The organism is Oleiphilus sp. HI0061 (assembly GCF_001635675.1).
The window spans coordinates 1-16,126 of sequence record NZ_LWFE01000380.1 but is presented as its reverse complement, the minus strand read 5'-3'; the positions used below and the strand labels follow the sequence as shown (position 1 = coordinate 16,126).

General features: G+C 43.9%; 13 protein-coding genes. 7 read left to right on the top strand and 6 right to left on the bottom strand.

Translation table 11 applies throughout. The annotated features are described in order from the left end of the window. A partial coding sequence (gene miaA / locus A3735_RS05260) for a tRNA (adenosine(37)-N6)-dimethylallyltransferase MiaA (RefSeq protein ID WP_369820508.1) occupies window positions 1-941 on the top strand: 941 nt, incomplete at its 5' end. 18 nt (window positions 942-959) lie between these two features. Here miaA and A3735_RS05255 read toward each other — a convergent pair. The 3 genes from A3735_RS05255 to nfuA form a co-directional block, all read right to left on the bottom strand. Further along, a complete protein-coding gene (locus A3735_RS05255; protein WP_068507510.1) occupies window positions 960-1,535 on the bottom strand; it encodes a magnesium transporter MgtE N-terminal domain-containing protein in 576 nt (191 codons plus the stop codon). A gap of 10 nt (window positions 1,536-1,545) precedes the next feature. Next, window positions 1,546-3,495, bottom strand: coding sequence for a TRAP transporter large permease subunit (locus tag A3735_RS05250; protein WP_197475941.1), 1,950 nt, complete (start codon window positions 3,493-3,495; stop codon window positions 1,546-1,548). Between the two features lie 352 nt (window positions 3,496-3,847). Further along, window positions 3,848-4,432 carry a Fe-S biogenesis protein NfuA gene (gene nfuA / locus A3735_RS05245; RefSeq protein ID WP_197469755.1) on the bottom strand — a complete coding sequence of 195 codons (585 nt, stop codon included), beginning with the start codon at window positions 4,430-4,432 and terminating at the stop codon, window positions 3,848-3,850. Between the two features lie 249 nt (window positions 4,433-4,681). Between nfuA and metH the strand changes: the two genes are divergently transcribed. The 4 genes from metH (at window position 4,682) to ald (ending at window position 11,953) form a co-directional block, all read left to right on the top strand. Beyond that, on the top strand, window positions 4,682-8,374 hold the full coding sequence (metH, locus tag A3735_RS05240; RefSeq protein WP_068507516.1) for a methionine synthase: 3,693 nt from the start codon (window positions 4,682-4,684) through the stop codon (window positions 8,372-8,374). Between the two features lie 169 nt (window positions 8,375-8,543). Continuing rightward, window positions 8,544-10,205 (top strand): nitrite/sulfite reductase, encoded by a 1,662-nt coding sequence (locus A3735_RS05235; RefSeq protein WP_068507518.1) that lies wholly within the window; start codon window positions 8,544-8,546, stop codon window positions 10,203-10,205. Continuing rightward, on the top strand, window positions 10,189-10,674 hold the full coding sequence (locus A3735_RS05230) for a DUF934 domain-containing protein (protein ID WP_068507521.1): 486 nt from the start codon (window positions 10,189-10,191) through the stop codon (window positions 10,672-10,674). Before A3735_RS05235 ends, A3735_RS05230 begins: the two co-directional genes overlap by 17 nt. Before the next feature lie 157 nt (window positions 10,675-10,831). Then, window positions 10,832-11,953 (top strand): alanine dehydrogenase, encoded by a 1,122-nt coding sequence (gene ald / locus A3735_RS05225; RefSeq protein ID WP_068507523.1) that lies wholly within the window; start codon window positions 10,832-10,834, stop codon window positions 11,951-11,953. Between the two features lie 33 nt (window positions 11,954-11,986). On the opposite strand, the gene A3735_RS05220 is transcribed toward ald, so the two are convergent. Further along, a complete protein-coding gene (locus A3735_RS05220; protein ID WP_068507525.1) occupies window positions 11,987-12,574 on the bottom strand; it encodes a MarC family protein in 588 nt (195 codons plus the stop codon). 257 nt (window positions 12,575-12,831) lie between these two features. Here A3735_RS05220 and A3735_RS05215 point away from each other — a divergent pair, with 257 nt between their 5' ends. Both A3735_RS05215 and A3735_RS05210 read left to right on the top strand, forming a co-directional pair. Next, window positions 12,832-13,650, top strand: a complete 819-nt coding sequence (locus A3735_RS05215; RefSeq protein WP_068507528.1) for a lysophospholipid acyltransferase family protein — start codon at window positions 12,832-12,834, stop codon at window positions 13,648-13,650. Further along, window positions 13,647-14,627: an SDR family oxidoreductase gene (locus A3735_RS05210; RefSeq protein WP_068507530.1), complete on the top strand. Its 981-nt coding sequence runs from the start codon at window positions 13,647-13,649 to the stop codon at window positions 14,625-14,627. Before A3735_RS05215 ends, A3735_RS05210 begins: the two co-directional genes overlap by 4 nt. A gap of 65 nt (window positions 14,628-14,692) precedes the next feature. Here the strand turns inward: A3735_RS05210 and A3735_RS05205 are convergent, their stop codons facing one another. Further along, a complete protein-coding gene (locus A3735_RS05205; RefSeq protein ID WP_068507532.1) occupies window positions 14,693-14,947 on the bottom strand; it encodes a DUF4404 family protein in 255 nt (84 codons plus the stop codon). A gap of 87 nt (window positions 14,948-15,034) precedes the next feature. Then, window positions 15,035-16,126, bottom strand: a 1,092-nt coding sequence (locus A3735_RS05200; protein ID WP_068637697.1) for an inorganic phosphate transporter, incomplete at its 5' end; no start/stop codon positions are given.

Below are 16,126 nucleotides of genomic sequence, written 5' to 3'. Positions count from 1 at the left end.
TGTTAGTTCAATACTTATTACAGATTAATATGACAGATTCTCATCAAGCCAAACTAGTTACCATTCTAGGCCCTACGGCAAGTGGTAAAACCTCATTAGCTGTAGAGCTTTGCCGTCAGTTTTCAGGTGAGATAATCTCTGCCGACTCTCGCCAGGTATACCGGGGCATGGACATTGGTACAGGCAAAGATCTCGATGAATACGAAGAAGTCCCCCATCACCTAATCGACATTGTGGAGCCGCAAGAGGAATTCAACCTTTTCGCCTACGCCCAACATTTCTCCACAGCTTTCACCAATATCGTCAAACGCGAACAACTGCCGTTTTTAGTGGGCGGAACAGGGATGTATCTAGATGCCATATTAAACCGTTATGAATTAACGATAGCGAAGTCTGACGAAAAAGCACGTCAGGAAATGGAAAATAAATCAGAACGCGAATTAATCGAGCTATTGCTAAGTTTTGACAAAAATTTACACAACACAACCGACTTGTTAAGCCGAGACCGCATCATTAAAGCAATCGAAATAGCAGTAGCCGACAGCAAAGATCTAAAGCCACTGGAGCTTCCCACTTTTACACCCCTTACGATAGGCATTCGCTTAGAGCGCGAAGAAATAAAGGCTAGAATCACAGCGAGGCTTAAGGCACGGCTTGAAGAAGGCATGATAGAGGAAGTAGAAACACTCAGACAACAAGGCCTTCCCTGGGAAAAGTTACACTTCTTCGGCCTTGAATATCGCTTTGTCGCACAATACTTGCAAGGTGAGCTGAGTTACAACGATATGTACCAAAAACTCAATTCAGCCATTCACGCTTTTGCAAAACAACAAAGTAAGTGGTTTAGGAATATAGAAAAGAAGGGGCAGGAAATTCATTGGATCGATAAAGGAGAGGATCTTTTCGACAAAGCCGCAGAGCACCTCGCGAAGCATCTTTAGCGAGCTTTGCTTGGCGAACTACGCTAATGCGTGCAGCTTCTTAAAGGTCACTAGCCTCAACTCGTTTAAGTCTTTTTCAAGTACTGCCAGCGTCAAACCGTGCTTAACCATGCTTTTTAACAAGCTTTTGTCTGCATATTCCAGTATATCCAATACACGCAAGGGGTGTTGCTCAGCCAAGCAGGCAATTACATCTTGCGCCTGTTTTTTCGGCAGCCGAGCTAGCAATTCGGCTGCATAGCGCTCATTCATAAAGACCGCTGTTTCACAGACATACTCAACAGACAAACCTTTTGCTATTTGAACAGCACTCTTAATGGGGAGCTTAGATGTAATTCTTGCCGCAATGGGTGGGTCGATATATTTGTTTGTAATCGCAAGCACGAGAAAGTTGGGGATATATCTAAGCGTTTGAGAGATAGACTCGAAAAAACGATCAAATCCTTTTCTTTCACGTTCGAGCACCGACTCAACCAAATCAAACACAGCTTCAAATTGTTCATCACTCATGCCAGAAATTATTTCTGGCAAGTCACTTTCACTCTGCCGTTCAAGTTGCTCTAATTGCTCCTCACGTTTTGCTACGCGTTCCATTCTAGCAACCTTATTGATCGATGAATGCTAATGGAACGAAAGCAACAAGAATGAGTGTTGTACCCATAACCATAAGCGGAAGAAGTAAACGCTCGTGGCGATAATAAAAGGAATCGCCCTCTTTTAAAGCGAGACTGACTTCCTCATCACCCACAACCTGACGGGTAAGTAGGTGATTTAACGAAACCGGCGGACTCAAATAACCAAGTTCGAAAGCCATCAAGCAGGTCATCCAGAAGTGAATCGGATTGATTCCGGCAGCATAAGCAACCGGAGCAATCGTACCTGTAACCAGGATAAGCGCACCAAAGGGGTCCATTACCATGCCGATCATCACCAAAAACAGAACGAGAAACGCCATCGTGCCGTAGGTAGAGCCGAAGAATTCGGGTATCTCTAGTACGCCGCCGCCCCGTTCTATAATGCCGCCAACTGTAAACGAGCAAGCCATTAACATCAGTAAGGCGCCAATTTGTATGGATGAGTTATCTACAGAACTGGAAAAGGCTGAAGATATCGTCGGACTCGCCTTAGCACTTTCATTTCGCTGATGGAAATCCCTACTAAATTTACGTTCAAACACTAAAACTGCCATAACGATAATTGGCAGCATGACAGGTGCCGTAAATTCGTCAAGTTGAGCATCTAGCAATATGTCGTAAAGAAAGAGCGCAGCGACCAGAATCCCAACATAAGGAAGAAGTGGCATCAAATTTCTAAGAGAAGGTAACAATGCTTCACTTGCCGGTACAATTTTCATAGGGTCCTTTCGTGTAATCATTGCAAATACCGCAAACACGAGCATACTCAGAAGAAAAACCCTGAAGCCCCAATGAAACAGCTCGTCTGTCACAACTTCTTTATTAAGTATTGCAATACCAACTACAAGCAAACAAGGCCTTAGCACAACACCTGAACCCGTCATTGCTGTCACGGCAAGCGACAACTGACGACGAGTCCCTACTCGCCTCATCTCTTGATAAACAACCGCGCCCATCGCAATAATGATAATGCCCGAAGCACCGGTATAAGCAGTCGGGAATGCCATCAATGCGATAGCAACAAATGCAAGCAATTCAGGCGGCAGGTGCCAAGGTTTAAACACCTCAAACAATTTTGCACCAAGAAGCGTTTCTTTAAGCAGCATACCAACCAGAATATAAAGACCAATTGCTAAATGAAGATTAGTTAGCTGAAAGATTTGAGTAAAATAGATAGCAATACCTGGATAGTGCGACTCAACAATAAAAAACTGAAAGATCGCTGCTAACAGCATAATACTATGAATAGGTATCGCTATAAAGGCAAGCCAGGGTTTACCTCCAGGCTCAAGATCTGGCGATGGATTGAGTAACTGATATAGATTCAGACCGCATAAGCTAAAACACCCGAGCATAAGGATAATCATTAACTCAGGGTTGGTAACCTCAGTCCCCGATGCGTAAGAGCCTTGGTAAAACGCGACGGTAGACAACCCAAGACAGGCATTGGCAAACAACTGCCCTACATTCGAAACGTAGTGATCCATTCGACTATGAATCGACCTAAACGCAATATGATTACGCTTCCATGTTGTGATAAACGCAGACAGTGCCAGCAGCAATATCAAAGTAAGTTTTTGATTCTCAATAGCAAGCAAACTAACTTGAGCAAAGGTGTGCTCAAGATCTTTAAAAGTACGAACCCAAACATTCATTTGAGCTCGATAGGTCTGGGCATCAGCATGCTGCTTCTGGCATAGCCTGATTTGGCTAGCTAAGGAATTACGAGCTGAATCACGATCAAACTCAGTCGCAAATAAATCGAAGTCTTCATTTTCTGCAAGGTGCTCTTGTTCTAATTCATCCAACCTGGCTTCGATATCAAACTGATATTCACAGTCTGCAGTGGGCTCATCACCCCGAAGAATAAAGTAGTCCTCCCAAAAATAGCTGCCAAGCTTAAGCATCTGTGCATGCATATTCTCACTAGTGCCCGAAATAATCGTTACGAACAAAAGACATAGAATTGAGTAGGAAAGGATTTTTTGCATCAGGACTTTGATGCTAAATTCGGATTTCTTGTTGGTTAGTTGAGTATCGTAATCAGGCTGCATAGTGTTATTAAAATTATTATGAAGATAATATTAAAAATTAAGATGTAAGTCGGGCCATAGTATACGAAATAGCATGTGAATACAGCGAAATGATCCTAACCTGAGCCACAATCAAGCATAAAAAAAGGAAGATCATTGACCTTCCTTTTTTAGAACGACTAACTAGTTGTACCTAGAACCTAAGCTCTAAGAGCGCTATTCTGATACCAGAGTTCGCTTATTTATAATAAGCATTATCCGTAACGGAGTGATCTGTTACATCACGCACGCCACTTAGCTCAGGAACAACCTCCAACAAACGCTTTTCGACACCGTCCTTCAAGGTAATTGAAACTGCACTACACCCCTGACAACCGCCACCGAAGCGAAGTACCGCAATTTGATCTTCAGTTATTTCAACAAGTGATACATCACCACCATGCGATGCCAAACCAGGGTTAATATCCGTAACAAGAATATAGGTGATACGCTCTGACAAGCTGGAATTTTCATCTATCTTTGGCATCTTGGCATTTGGCGCTTTAATTGTCAGCTGGCCACCCATTTTTTCTTCTGCGTAATCTACAAATGCTTCATCTAGAAATGGAACGCTTTTCTTCTCGAGGTAAAGTTTAAAGCCTTCTAGCTCCATCACTTCATCGTCTTCAACGATATCTTCAGGCTGACAATAGGCCAAACAGGTCTCGGCAAATTTAGTGCCTGGCTGAGTAACAAACATTCTAACGCCCATACCATTTGACTCCTGATTAGAGACAAGTTGAGCGAGATAATGTTGAGCTGATTCGGAAACAGTGACCATAATGAAGTAAGCCTCGATGAAATTATTTGCGCATATAATACGGGTTTTGGACTCTGGGATAAAGACTTAGTAAAATACTCAGGTAATCGTTTTATACTCACGCTTGTGTGAGAGCAGAAATTGTCAGGTTTTTAGATATTATTTTCTATATCAAAATATTTCAATATACTTTTATTTCCGCTAAGATAGCGCTTTCTACAACATCGCATAGAATTGCGTGCTATTTCACCTTATTTTGGGAATACACATTTAATGTCCAACATACAAAATAGAACTCAGCTTTTGAACGACGCGCTAAGCAAGCGCATCCTAATACTGGATGGCGCTACCGGAACAATGATCCAGCGCTTTAAGTTTGAAGAGGAAGACTATCGCGGTGAAAGGTTCAAAGACCACCCTTCGGAAGTTAAAGGCAATAATGACCTATTATGCCTGACTCAAGTAGACGCCATTGCTAGCATCCATAAACAATATCTAGATGCAGGCGCAGATATAATTGAAACAAACACTTTCAACTCGACCAAAGTTTCCCAAGCTGACTATGGCATGGAAGAGCTTGTATACGAGTTAAATTTCGAAGCTGCACGTATTGCACGTGAAGAAGCGGAGAAGAAGACCGCTGAAACGCCCGACAAGCCAAGATTTGTTGCAGGTGTCGTTGGCCCAACATCACGTACGGCATCCATTAGCCCCGACGTTAACGACCCGGGTTTTAGAAACGTCACTTTCGAAGAGCTTTACGACAATTATTATGAAGCCACCGATGCCTTGGTAAAAGGCGGTGCCGACATAATCATGATCGAGACCATATTCGATACGCTTAATGCTGAAGCAGCTATTTATGCAGTTGAACAATACTTTCAGGATTCCAAACTGAAACTGCCAATCATGATTTCAGGCACCATCACTGACGCCTCGGGCCGTACTCTGTCCGGGCAGACAGCTGAGGCCTTCCTAATATCTGTTAAGCACTGCAAGCCTCTGAGCATCGGTTTTAACTGCGCTCTGGGTGCCGATGCACTTCGGCCCTACATTGAAGAGTTATCTACCAAGGGCGAATGCTATGTTAGCGCCCACCCTAACGCAGGCCTGCCGAATGAGTTTGGTGAATACGATCAAACACCTGAAGAAATGGCCGATATCGTTGAGACCTTCGCAAAAGATAATTTAATCAACATTATCGGTGGCTGCTGCGGTTCAACACCAGAGCACATTGCTGAAATCGCACGACGTATGGAGAAACACAGTACAAGGGCTATTCCACAGATCAAACCCAAACTTCGCCTTTCCGGCTTAGAAGCTTTTGTTACAGATGAAGACTCACTATTCATTAATGTCGGTGAGCGCACTAACGTTACTGGTTCAAAGAAGTTTTTGAGGCTTATTAAAGACGAAGAGTTTGAAGAAGCACTCGACGTTGCAAGACAGCAAGTTGAAAACGGCGCACAAATCATCGATATCAATATGGATGAAGGCATGCTGGAATCCAAAGAAGCGATGGTCCACTTTCTCAACCTCGTCGCTTCAGAACCAGATATCTCCAAAGCACCAATTATGATTGACTCCTCTAAGTGGGAAGTAATTGAGGCCGGACTGCGTTGCGTACAAGGGAAGGCTGTCGTTAACTCAATTAGCTTGAAGGAAGGCGAAGAGCAATTTATCGATCATGCGAAAGCCTGTATTCGTTACGGTGCGGCCGCGGTAGTGATGGCTTTCGATGAGAAGGGTCAGGCCGACTCCTTAGATCGTAAGATAGAGATTTGTAAGCGCTCATACGACGTATTGGTTGGCTTAGGCATGCCTCCTGAAGATATTATTTTTGACCCGAATATTTTTGCGGTCGCAACAGGTATCGAAGAACATAACAACTACGCCGTTGACTTTATCGAAGCTACTCGCTGGATTCGTCAAAACCTACCCTATGCAAGTGTCTCTGGTGGCGTTAGTAACGTCTCGTTTTCCTTCCGCGGCAACAACCCAGTACGCGAGGCTATTCATTCCGTCTTTCTTTATCACGCCATAAAAGCCGGTATGAACATGGGTATCGTCAATCCCGGACAACTAGTTATCTATGACGATATTGATCCAGAGCTAAAAGAGCGCGTCGAAGATGTTGTCCTAAATAGACGGGACGACTCAACTGATCGACTTCTTGAAATAGCTGATAATTTCCGCGGTGAAGCCGGTGAGAAGAAGAAAGAGGATCTAGAGTGGCGTAAGCTGCCTGTCGAAAAGCGACTCGAACACGCGCTTGTTAAAGGTATTACCACCTTTATTACAGAAGATACCGAAGAAGCTCGCGTCAAAGCAGCGAGACCAATTGAGGTCATCGAAGGCCCTTTAATGGATGGAATGAATGTCGTAGGCGACCTATTTGGCGAAGGTAAAATGTTCTTACCACAAGTCGTTAAAAGCGCCCGGGTAATGAAACAGTCAGTCGCACATCTCGTCCCCTTCATTGAAGCAGAAAAAAGTGATAAACAAACGACCAAGGGTAAAATCCTAATGGCCACCGCTAAAGGCGATGTACATGATATCGGCAAGAATATCGTTGGTGTCGTTTTACAGTGCAACAACTATGAAGTAATAGATCTTGGTGTAATGGTTCCTGCCGATAAAATACTTGCTGCCGCCAAAGAACATAATGTAGACATTATTGGAGTTAGTGGCCTAATCACACCGTCGCTTGACGAAATGGTCCATATCGCAAAAGAGCTGCAGCGAGAAGGCTTGGATATACCACTAATGATCGGTGGTGCAACGACCTCTAAGGCTCACACCGCTGTGAAGATAGAACCTCAGTATCAAAATAATATTTCAGTCTATGTCACAGATGCCTCACGTAGTGTCAGTGTTGCTACCTCTTTGTTAAGTGATACACAGCGTGACACCTTTGTCGAGAACGTGAAGGTGGAATATGAGACGGTACGCGAACGTCGTAAAAACCGCAGCGCCAAGTCCAGCTTCCTAAGCTATGAAAAAGCAGTAGCAAACAAGCTGTCACTTGATTGGAGCGGCTACGAACCACCTAAGCCGAAATTTACCGGCACCAAAATCTTTGAAGACTACCCACTTGAAGAATTAGTTGACTATATCGATTGGACTCCGTTTTTTATCACGTGGGACCTGGTTGGAAAATACCCGAAAATATTAAAAGATGAGCATATCGGTGAAGCTGCTCAGAGTCTTTTCAATGATGCACAAAAAATGCTCAAGGATCTGATAAGCAATAAAAAACTAAAAGCCAAGGCTGTTATCGGATTTTGGCCAGCAAACGCTCAAGGCGATGATGAAATTACTGTATTTGCAGACGAAAGTCGATCTAAGGTAAATCTAAGCCTGAATCACCTACGCCAGCAATCTGACAAAGCGGGCAATCAATTTAGCTTATCACTAGCTGACTTTATTGCACCTAAAGAAACGGGTCTCAATGACTATATCGGTGGCTTTGCAGTCACCGCTGGAATCGGTGCTGAAGAACTTGCCACCGAGTTCGAAGCAAAACATGACGACTACAACGCGATTATGGTCAAAGCGCTAGCTGACCGCCTAGCCGAAGCTTTCGCTGAGCGTATGCACGAAAGAGTTCGTAAAGAGTTCTGGGCTTACGCTGGAGATGAAAGCTTTGATAACGACGCCTTGATTAAAGAAAAATACCGCGGTATCCGCCCTGCTCCGGGCTACCCTGCTTGCCCTGATCATACTGAAAAGACCGAGCTGTTCAAGCTACTGGAACCCGAAAACAGTGCCGGAATTTCATTAACCGAACACTTTGCAATGACACCTGCAGCTTCAGTTAGTGGGTTTTATTATTCCCACCCTGATTCAAAATATTTTTCTGTTGGAAAAATTACCAAAGACCAGGTCGAGGATTACGCTAAGCGTAAATCAATGTCTATCACTGAAGCAGAAAAATGGTTGAGTCCGGTACTAAACTATGATTAATCGCTAAAAAACGGCTTTTATATAACCAAAACCCGTAATAGCTAAACAAACTTATATAAGCTGGTTATTTAACCGCTTATTAAAAACTGATACCCTTAGCGCCCGCAAAAATGGCCCCAGGCTGCTTTGGGCTAAATTATATTAAGCAAGTACGATTGAGACGCACTAAATGTACAAATACGATGGTTACGACAAACAGATCGTCCAGGAACGGGTTCAGCAGTTCCGCGGTCAAACCCAACGCTTTCTTGAAGGGACTTTGGCAGGTGACGACTTTTTGCCTTTACGTCTGCAAAACGGTCTATACGTCCAGCGATTAGCACCTATGCTTCGGGTCGCCGTACCTTACGGCATGCTGTCTTCCACACAGCTTAGGAAGCTCGCTTCAATCAGTCGTGACTACGACAAAGGCTACCTGCACTTTACTACTCGCCAAAACGTCCAATTCAACTGGCCCGAGCTAAAAGATGTCCCAGACATTCTTGACGAGCTTCGTAGTGTTGAAATGCATTCCATTCAAACGAGTGGCAATTGTATTCGTAACACCACGACTGACCAGTTTGCCGGTGTGGCAGCGAATGAATTGTTAGACCCGCGCCCTTACTGCGAGATCATACGTCAGTGGTCGACTTTCCATCCTGAGTTTGCATTCTTGCCACGTAAATTCAAAATCTCGGTAAACGCTTGTGGTGATACAGATCGTACTGAGTCTCTAGTGAATGATATTGCTCTGGAGCTTGTTAAGAACGATGCAGGTGAAATTGGCTTTAAAGTTTTGGCCGGTGGTGGGCTAGGCCGTACGCCAATCATTGCCTCGGTAATTCGTGAGTTTTTACCCGAGAAGCACCTGCTTAGTTATCTCGATGCGATCTTGCGTGTCTACAATATTCACGGTCGCCGCGACAACAAATACAAAGCTCGTATTAAAATCCTTGTAAAAGCCCTTACACCCGCCAAGTTCGCAGAACGCGTTGAAGCTGAATGGGAGCATATCAAGGATGGAGCGACAACACTGACCAATGAAGAAATTGACCGTGTAAAAAACTTCTTTACAGAACCAGCATACCAATCGCTTGCTGATAATAGTGAAAGCTTTGTTAAGCAACAAGACGAGCACAAAGGCTTTGCCAATTGGATCAAGCGTAATGTCAATGACCATAAAAAGCCTGGCTACTCGATCGTTACGCTAACACTTAAGAAAACGGGCACACCACCAGGCGATGCATCTGACAAGCAGGTTGATACAATTGCAGACATGGCTGATAAGTATAGTTTTGGTGAAGTCCGTGTAACACACGACCAGAACATTGTTCTTGCAGACGTTCCTCAGAATATGTTGTTTGAATTATGGAGTGAGGCTAAAGCAGCTGGTTTTGCAACGCCTAACCTTGGCATGATTACAGACATTATTTGCTGCCCAGGCGGCGACTTTTGTGGCCTTGCAAACGCCAAATCAATACCAGTAGCTGAGCAGATTCAAATCAAGTTTGATGATCTAGATTATGTCTATGACATCGGCGAGATCGATTTAAATATATCAGGCTGTATGAACGCTTGCGGTCATCACCATGTGGGTAACATTGGAATTCTCGGTGTTGATAAGCGCGGCGAAGAATTCTATCAGGTATCTCTAGGTGGAAACTCGGGTAAAGATGCCGCCATTGGCAAAATATTAGGCCCGTCCTTCGCTAGAGCTCAGATGCCTGAAGTCGTTGAAAAGATTATCAACGTTTATATTGAAAACCGAACTGAAGAAGAACTGTTTATTGATACATTCCGTAGAATTGGAATGCTACCTTTTAAGGAGCGCGTATATGCCAAGGCTGATTAAAGTAGATAAGATTGTCGATGATGCGTGGCAAATTCTAGATAAAGGTTTTTCAGGCAAGCTTGAGCAGAGCCAGGTATTTGTTCCCTTAAACTATTTGCTTGAAAACCCTGGATGCATTGATGCTTCTGAAGTTGGCGTTTGGCTCGACAGCGACGAAGAACCGGAAGCGCTTGCACCCTACCTGGATAAGCTTCCTGCTATTGCAATAAACTTCCCTAAGTTTGTTGACGGGCGCGGCTACTCCTATGCTCGTATACTTCGCGACCGTTTGAACTTTGAGGGTGAAATTCGTGCAATTGGCGACATTCTTCACGACCAGCTTTTCTATCTGAAACGCTGCGGTTTTGACGCATATGCAGTTCGAGAAGACAAAGATATTGAGGTCGCACAAGAAGGCTTGTCCGACTTTACTGAATCTTATCAAGCAGCAAGCTTTATGAATCAACCACTATTTCGCCGTCGCGGCTAACGAGTGCTTAGTACCCACCTCTAAGCCCCCAAACCAGGATCTTAGAGGTGGAGCTTTTCAAACAAACTCCCCCTCCTCTTCCCCTTACGTCGTTCTTCATCCGCTAAAAATACAGCTATACTAATAACATATCTGGCGTTTTTTAAAGGAGTCAGCAATGCGTATTGGTGTACCAAAAGAAGTCAAAAATAACGAATTCCGCGTCGCCATGACGCCTAACATTGCTCACGAGCTCTATTCTCATGGACATAAGGTTTTTATAGAGAAAGATGCAGGATTAGGATCCGGTTTTTCAAACCAAGAATACCTTGACGCAGGGTCGACTGTGCTCGAATCTGCTGTTGATATTTTTCACCAAGCAAACCTGATTCTTAAGGTAAAGGAGCCGCAAGCCTGGGAGCGCAGCCAGCTCACCGCAGGTCATATACTGTTTACATATTTACACCTTGCACCAGATCTTCAGCAAACAAGCGACTTGCTAGATAGTAAAGCAACGTGCATCGCCTATGAGACGGTTTCCGATGCTGCGGGACACCTTCCTCTTCTTACACCAATGTCAGAGATTGCTGGCCGAATGTCAATTCAGGCAGGCGCTCACTGCCTTGAGAAATCGCAGGGAGGTCGCGGCGTACTCTTAAGTGGTGCCCCCGGTGTCGAACCGGCACGCGTTCTGATACTTGGTGGCGGAGTTGTCGGCCGCAATGCTGCTAAAATCGCTGTTGGCATGGGGAGCGACGTAACCGTATTCGATAAATCGATTGAAACACTAAGAACACTAGAAAGCGAGTTTGGCAACAGCATCAAAACTCTATACGCAAGTCGCGCAGCCCTACTCAAACTCCTACCTCACTGCGACCTTGTTATTGGGGCTGTGCTAATTCCCGGCGCTACCGCCCCAAAGCTAATTACTAAAACTGACCTAAGCCAGATGAAAAGCGGCAGCGTGATCGTAGATGTGGCGATAGACCAAGGTGGATGTATTGAAACCTCAAAACCTACAACTCATGAAAAGCCAGTATTCACAATAAATAATGTCGTACATTATTGCGTCGCCAATATGCCCGGAGCCGTTGCACGAAGTTCAACTCTAGCTTTAACGAACGCTACAGCGCCTTACGTAATCGAGCTTGCTAATAGAGGTTGTCGTAAAGCACTGGAAACGAACCCGGGCTTTATGAAAGGTCTGAATATTGTTAATGGGGAGCTCTGTAACAAGAACGTTGCCGAGGCACAAAACCTAAAAAGCATTTCTCTTGAAAATGCGCTTAATAAGCTTTGATTCCTTATAGCAGCATAAGCTGATTCGCCGACATTAAGTAAATACTCGCAAGCCATCCAGAATAAACTGGATTGCCAGTGCAGCTAAGATCATTCCTAAAAAACGTTTTAATACTTCATCACCTATCGCACCAACCAGGCGTTTAACATTGCCCGAAAAAATCATCAGAATACAGGTTAGCGTGCTGATAGATACAATGGCAAACATCACAGAAAGCTGGCCCAAAGCCGAACTAGTCGAAGAAAACAACAAAATACTTACTGTTAAAGAGCCAGGCCCCGCAAGTAGCGGTATGGACAATGGGAAAACCGATATATCTCTGCCATTCCCGCTGCCAGCGAAAGACAAACTACTGGTAACCATACGAAACGCCGTATAAAACAAAAGCACGCCACCGGATATCTTGAATGCATGAATACTAATCGCAAGCTTACTTAAAAGGAGTTCACCAAAATTGCCAAACAATACTAGTAGCATCGTGGAAATAAGACAGGCCTTGAAAGCGATCAACTTTCGACCTGAACCACTTTCAAGCAAAGAATGGAAAATTAAAGCCATTCCAATCGGATCGATGATCACAAATAGAGCAACCAACGCTCCAACATATACACTTATATCCATAAGAATCTCATAAAAGGACTTACTATCACTATAGTATTGAATCGTGCCAAGCGCGAAAGATACTTTCTCTAAAGCGAAAAGGCTTAATTTTTTTGTATGTGATAAATCAATCCCTATATATTTTATTGCCCTTTAATCCTGATTTAAAAAGACCCGCAGCGTAATAATATGACATAATGTTCATGTCGACTCACAGTCACAAAACTAAGTCGAGTCAAGATAGAACAGCAACACAATAATATGTCAAAGGATTTGAAATGGGCTTAAAATCTTTTCTAAAAGATAAACTAGTATCAAAAGAACTAAACGTCCAACTCGATAAGATAGAAAAACCAGTTGGAACCCTTGGCTATGACCCATGGGGTTTTAACTCTGATACCAATAAGATTGTTTTTTCTTTATTCTCTGGCATTTACAACAAATACTTTCGCGTAGAGACTAGCGGGATTGAGCATACTCCCGATTCAGGGCCCGTACTAATTATCGCAAACCATAGTGGACAGCTTCCTATTGATGGAACACTTATCGGTTATGCAGTAGCAAACCGAGAAAATTCTCCTCGTTTACCTCGCGCAATGATTGAGCGCTTCTTTCCAACAGTTCCATTCCTTGGAAATTTTCTGAATCAGGTTGGTGCCGTATTAGGCGACCCTATAAATTGCGCAAAAATGCTTGAAAATGGTGAGGCTATTGTGGTTTTCCCGGAGGGAATACGAGGCTCAGGAAAGCTATACAAAGATCGCTATCAGCTTGCACGTTTCGGAAATGGCTTTGTGCACTTGGCAATGAAGCACACCACACCGATTATTCCGGTTGGCGTCGTTGGCTGTGAGGAGACCATCCCTGCTATCGCCAATATCAAGCCCTTAGCTAAGCTTTTAAACGTTCCTTATGTTCCAATAGCCCTGCCTTTCATTTTCCCTGCGAAAGTTCGCCTCAACTTTGGGAAACCTATTTACTTCGAAGACGAAGATCTTACTGAAGAGCAAGTGACGCGTAGAGTTGAAAAGGTTAAATCAGCCATCAATGGCTTGATTGCAAAAGGATTGAATGAAAGGGAGGCAATATTCGAATGAGTTCTCGTACAAACACTAGCAAAACAATCAGCAAGAAAAAAGCTGAGCACAAGAAAAACGTTCTTGTTACAGGCGCTGCCGGCGCCTTAGCCCAGCAAGTCATTAATCGACTTCGTGATGAATACCAAATTGCTGCTGTAGATTTCCGTAAAATCACCTATCACAGCGACGACATTCCAAGTTATAAAGTCGATTTCAATAAACGCGTTTTTGAAGACCTGTTTAAGCATCATGACTTTGATAGCGTTATTCACCTCGGACGTATTTCTTCTGCAGAAGAAACACGGATGAGACGTTATAATGCCAATGTTCTTGGCACACAAAAGCTTTTGGACTTAAGTCATAAATACGGGATCAGCAATGTTATTGTGCTATCAACCTATCACGTTTATGGGTCATCACCCTATAACCCGGCACTGATTGATGAAACTGCCCCGCTAAAAGCAGCTGAGCTAACAATGGACCTGGTAGATTCCGTCGAGCTTGAAAGCCTAGCTAATATCTACCTATGGCGCTATCCTGACTTGAACATTACGATTCTAAGGCCCTGTAACATTGTCGGCCCTGGCGTACGAAATACCATCAGCAACTTACTTTCAAGTAAATACGCACCGGTACTGATGGGATTCTCTCCAATCATGCAGTTCATACATATAGATGATATGGCCGATGCCGTTACGCTAGCGCATAAGCAGCGAAAGCGCGGTGTCTACAATGTTTCGACAAATGACTGGGTTGCCTACCAAGACGCGCTGGAACTTTGTGAGTGTACACCCATACCCATTCCATCTATCCCGCCCGTGTTGCCTCGTGCCATTACAGGCTTTCTGAACTTAACAATGTTTCCGTGTTATTTGCTTAATTATTTTAAGTATCCGGTCGTTATTGATGGGTCTCATTTCAATGAAACCTTTGGATTTAAAGCGAAACGCCCGATTAAAGAAATTTTCAGAACTTACCGTGAATTGAAAGAGTAGCAGACTAAAATCTAGACGTAAAAAAGCCGATGAGGCTAGCGCTATCATCGGCTTTTTGTTGTCGCTTAAATCCCGATATTTTTTAAGGTATCAAGCATCTGCTCAAGTATCGCAGCCGCTCTCGGATGCTCGGCCTCAACCTCGGCAACAAGGGTTTCAACAAGCTCTAAAAAGTTTGGGTCGGCGGGCTCAGCCTCATCCATCTCATGAGCATGTGTCTTAACTTGCTCTAGCAAAGACTGCTGCTGAGGGCTAACTAACTCGTCACCAAATCGTTCATGCAAATCGGTAATCAGGTGGGCAACTTTTTCTTTAGGCATAATCAGCTCCTTTACTGTGATAACTTGAAGGCTAGCGCTTAACTAGGTTCAAGTAAAGAAACCTAGTCAAGCGAAGCGGCCTTAATCTTAAATGCTAAAGCCTGAAATCAGAGTAAACACCGTAGCAGCAAGGGCTGCAGAAGCAGGAACGGTGATAAGCCACGCAGCAATAATTTTCTTGAATGCGGACCGCTTTACAAGCTTTTCTTTATATATTTTCTTTAAACGCTTGCGCTCGACCTTATTAAAGCCAAGCGCTTTTTTCTCTTGTTTTGCAGTCTGCAGCATTTTTTCCATCTCTTCGACAGATGCGCTTTTAAAATCATCAAGAAACTCGGATAGCCGGCGCTTTTCTTCACCCTCATGGTGACTAAGCATGGTATGCAATTGACTTGCATAACTAGTTTTTAGATACTCCCTAAGGAAGCCAACACCGAAGATCCCACCAACCGCAATATGGGTTGAACTAACAGGCAGACCAAGCTGAGAGGCAATAATAACAGTAATGGCTGCAGCCATTGCAACACAAAAAGCTCTAGACTTATCAAGCTCTGTAATTTCTGTGCCCACGGTACGAATTAGCTTAGGCCCATACAATAGCAAACCAATTGCTATACCAATGGCACCAATCATCATCACCCATAGAGGAATAGCCGCTTTTTTAGAAATACCATCGCTGGTAATCGAATCGGTGATAGCAGCAAGCGGTCCTACGGCATTTGCAACATCATTTGCTCCATGCGCAAAACTTAATAATGCCGCAGCAAAAATCAGAGGTATAGTGAAGAGATTGTTGACGCCTTCCTTATTATTCTCTTGCTTTTTGGATGACTTTGAAACTAAAGGTTTTATTACAACAAAAAAACATGCGGCGACAGCAAGACCAATCATGGCGGCCATTTGGAAGTCAATTTTCCATATTTTTTTCAAACCTTTAAGCGCTAAATAAGTACTAAACGCCCACGCCATCAACGCGATCAACCAAGGAACAAAGCGTCTTGCCGATTGAAGCATGTCATCCTGATAAATAATCTTCTTTTTAATGAATAGGAGAAGCGAGGCTGCAATAACGCCCCCTAGCACAGGTGAGATAACCCAACTCGCAGCAATCATCCCCATTTTATTCCAGTTTGCAATGGCCAATCCGCCAGCAGCAATACCTGCGCCAAGCACGCCACC

Excerpts from the sequence above, each read along its gene's own strand:
- A3735_RS05255 (WP_068507510.1), bottom strand. The coding sequence starts at position 1,535 with ATGGAACGCGTAGCAAAACGTGAGGAGCAATTAGAGCAACTTGAACGG.
- A3735_RS05250 (WP_197475941.1), bottom strand. The coding sequence starts at position 3,495 with ATGCATGCACAGATGCTTAAGCTTGGCAGCTATTTTTGGGAGGACTAC.
- metH (WP_068507516.1), top strand. The coding sequence starts at position 4,682 with ATGTCCAACATACAAAATAGAACTCAGCTTTTGAACGACGCGCTAAGC.
- A3735_RS05235 (WP_068507518.1), top strand. The coding sequence starts at position 8,544 with ATGTACAAATACGATGGTTACGACAAACAGATCGTCCAGGAACGGGTT.
- A3735_RS05230 (WP_068507521.1), top strand. The coding sequence starts at position 10,189 with ATGCCAAGGCTGATTAAAGTAGATAAGATTGTCGATGATGCGTGGCAA.
- ald (WP_068507523.1), top strand. The coding sequence starts at position 10,832 with ATGCGTATTGGTGTACCAAAAGAAGTCAAAAATAACGAATTCCGCGTC.
- A3735_RS05220 (WP_068507525.1), bottom strand. The coding sequence starts at position 12,574 with ATGGATATAAGTGTATATGTTGGAGCGTTGGTTGCTCTATTTGTGATC.
- A3735_RS05215 (WP_068507528.1), top strand. The coding sequence starts at position 12,832 with ATGGGCTTAAAATCTTTTCTAAAAGATAAACTAGTATCAAAAGAACTA.
- A3735_RS05210 (WP_068507530.1), top strand. The coding sequence starts at position 13,647 with ATGAGTTCTCGTACAAACACTAGCAAAACAATCAGCAAGAAAAAAGCT.
- A3735_RS05205 (WP_068507532.1), bottom strand. The coding sequence starts at position 14,947 with ATGCCTAAAGAAAAAGTTGCCCACCTGATTACCGATTTGCATGAACGA.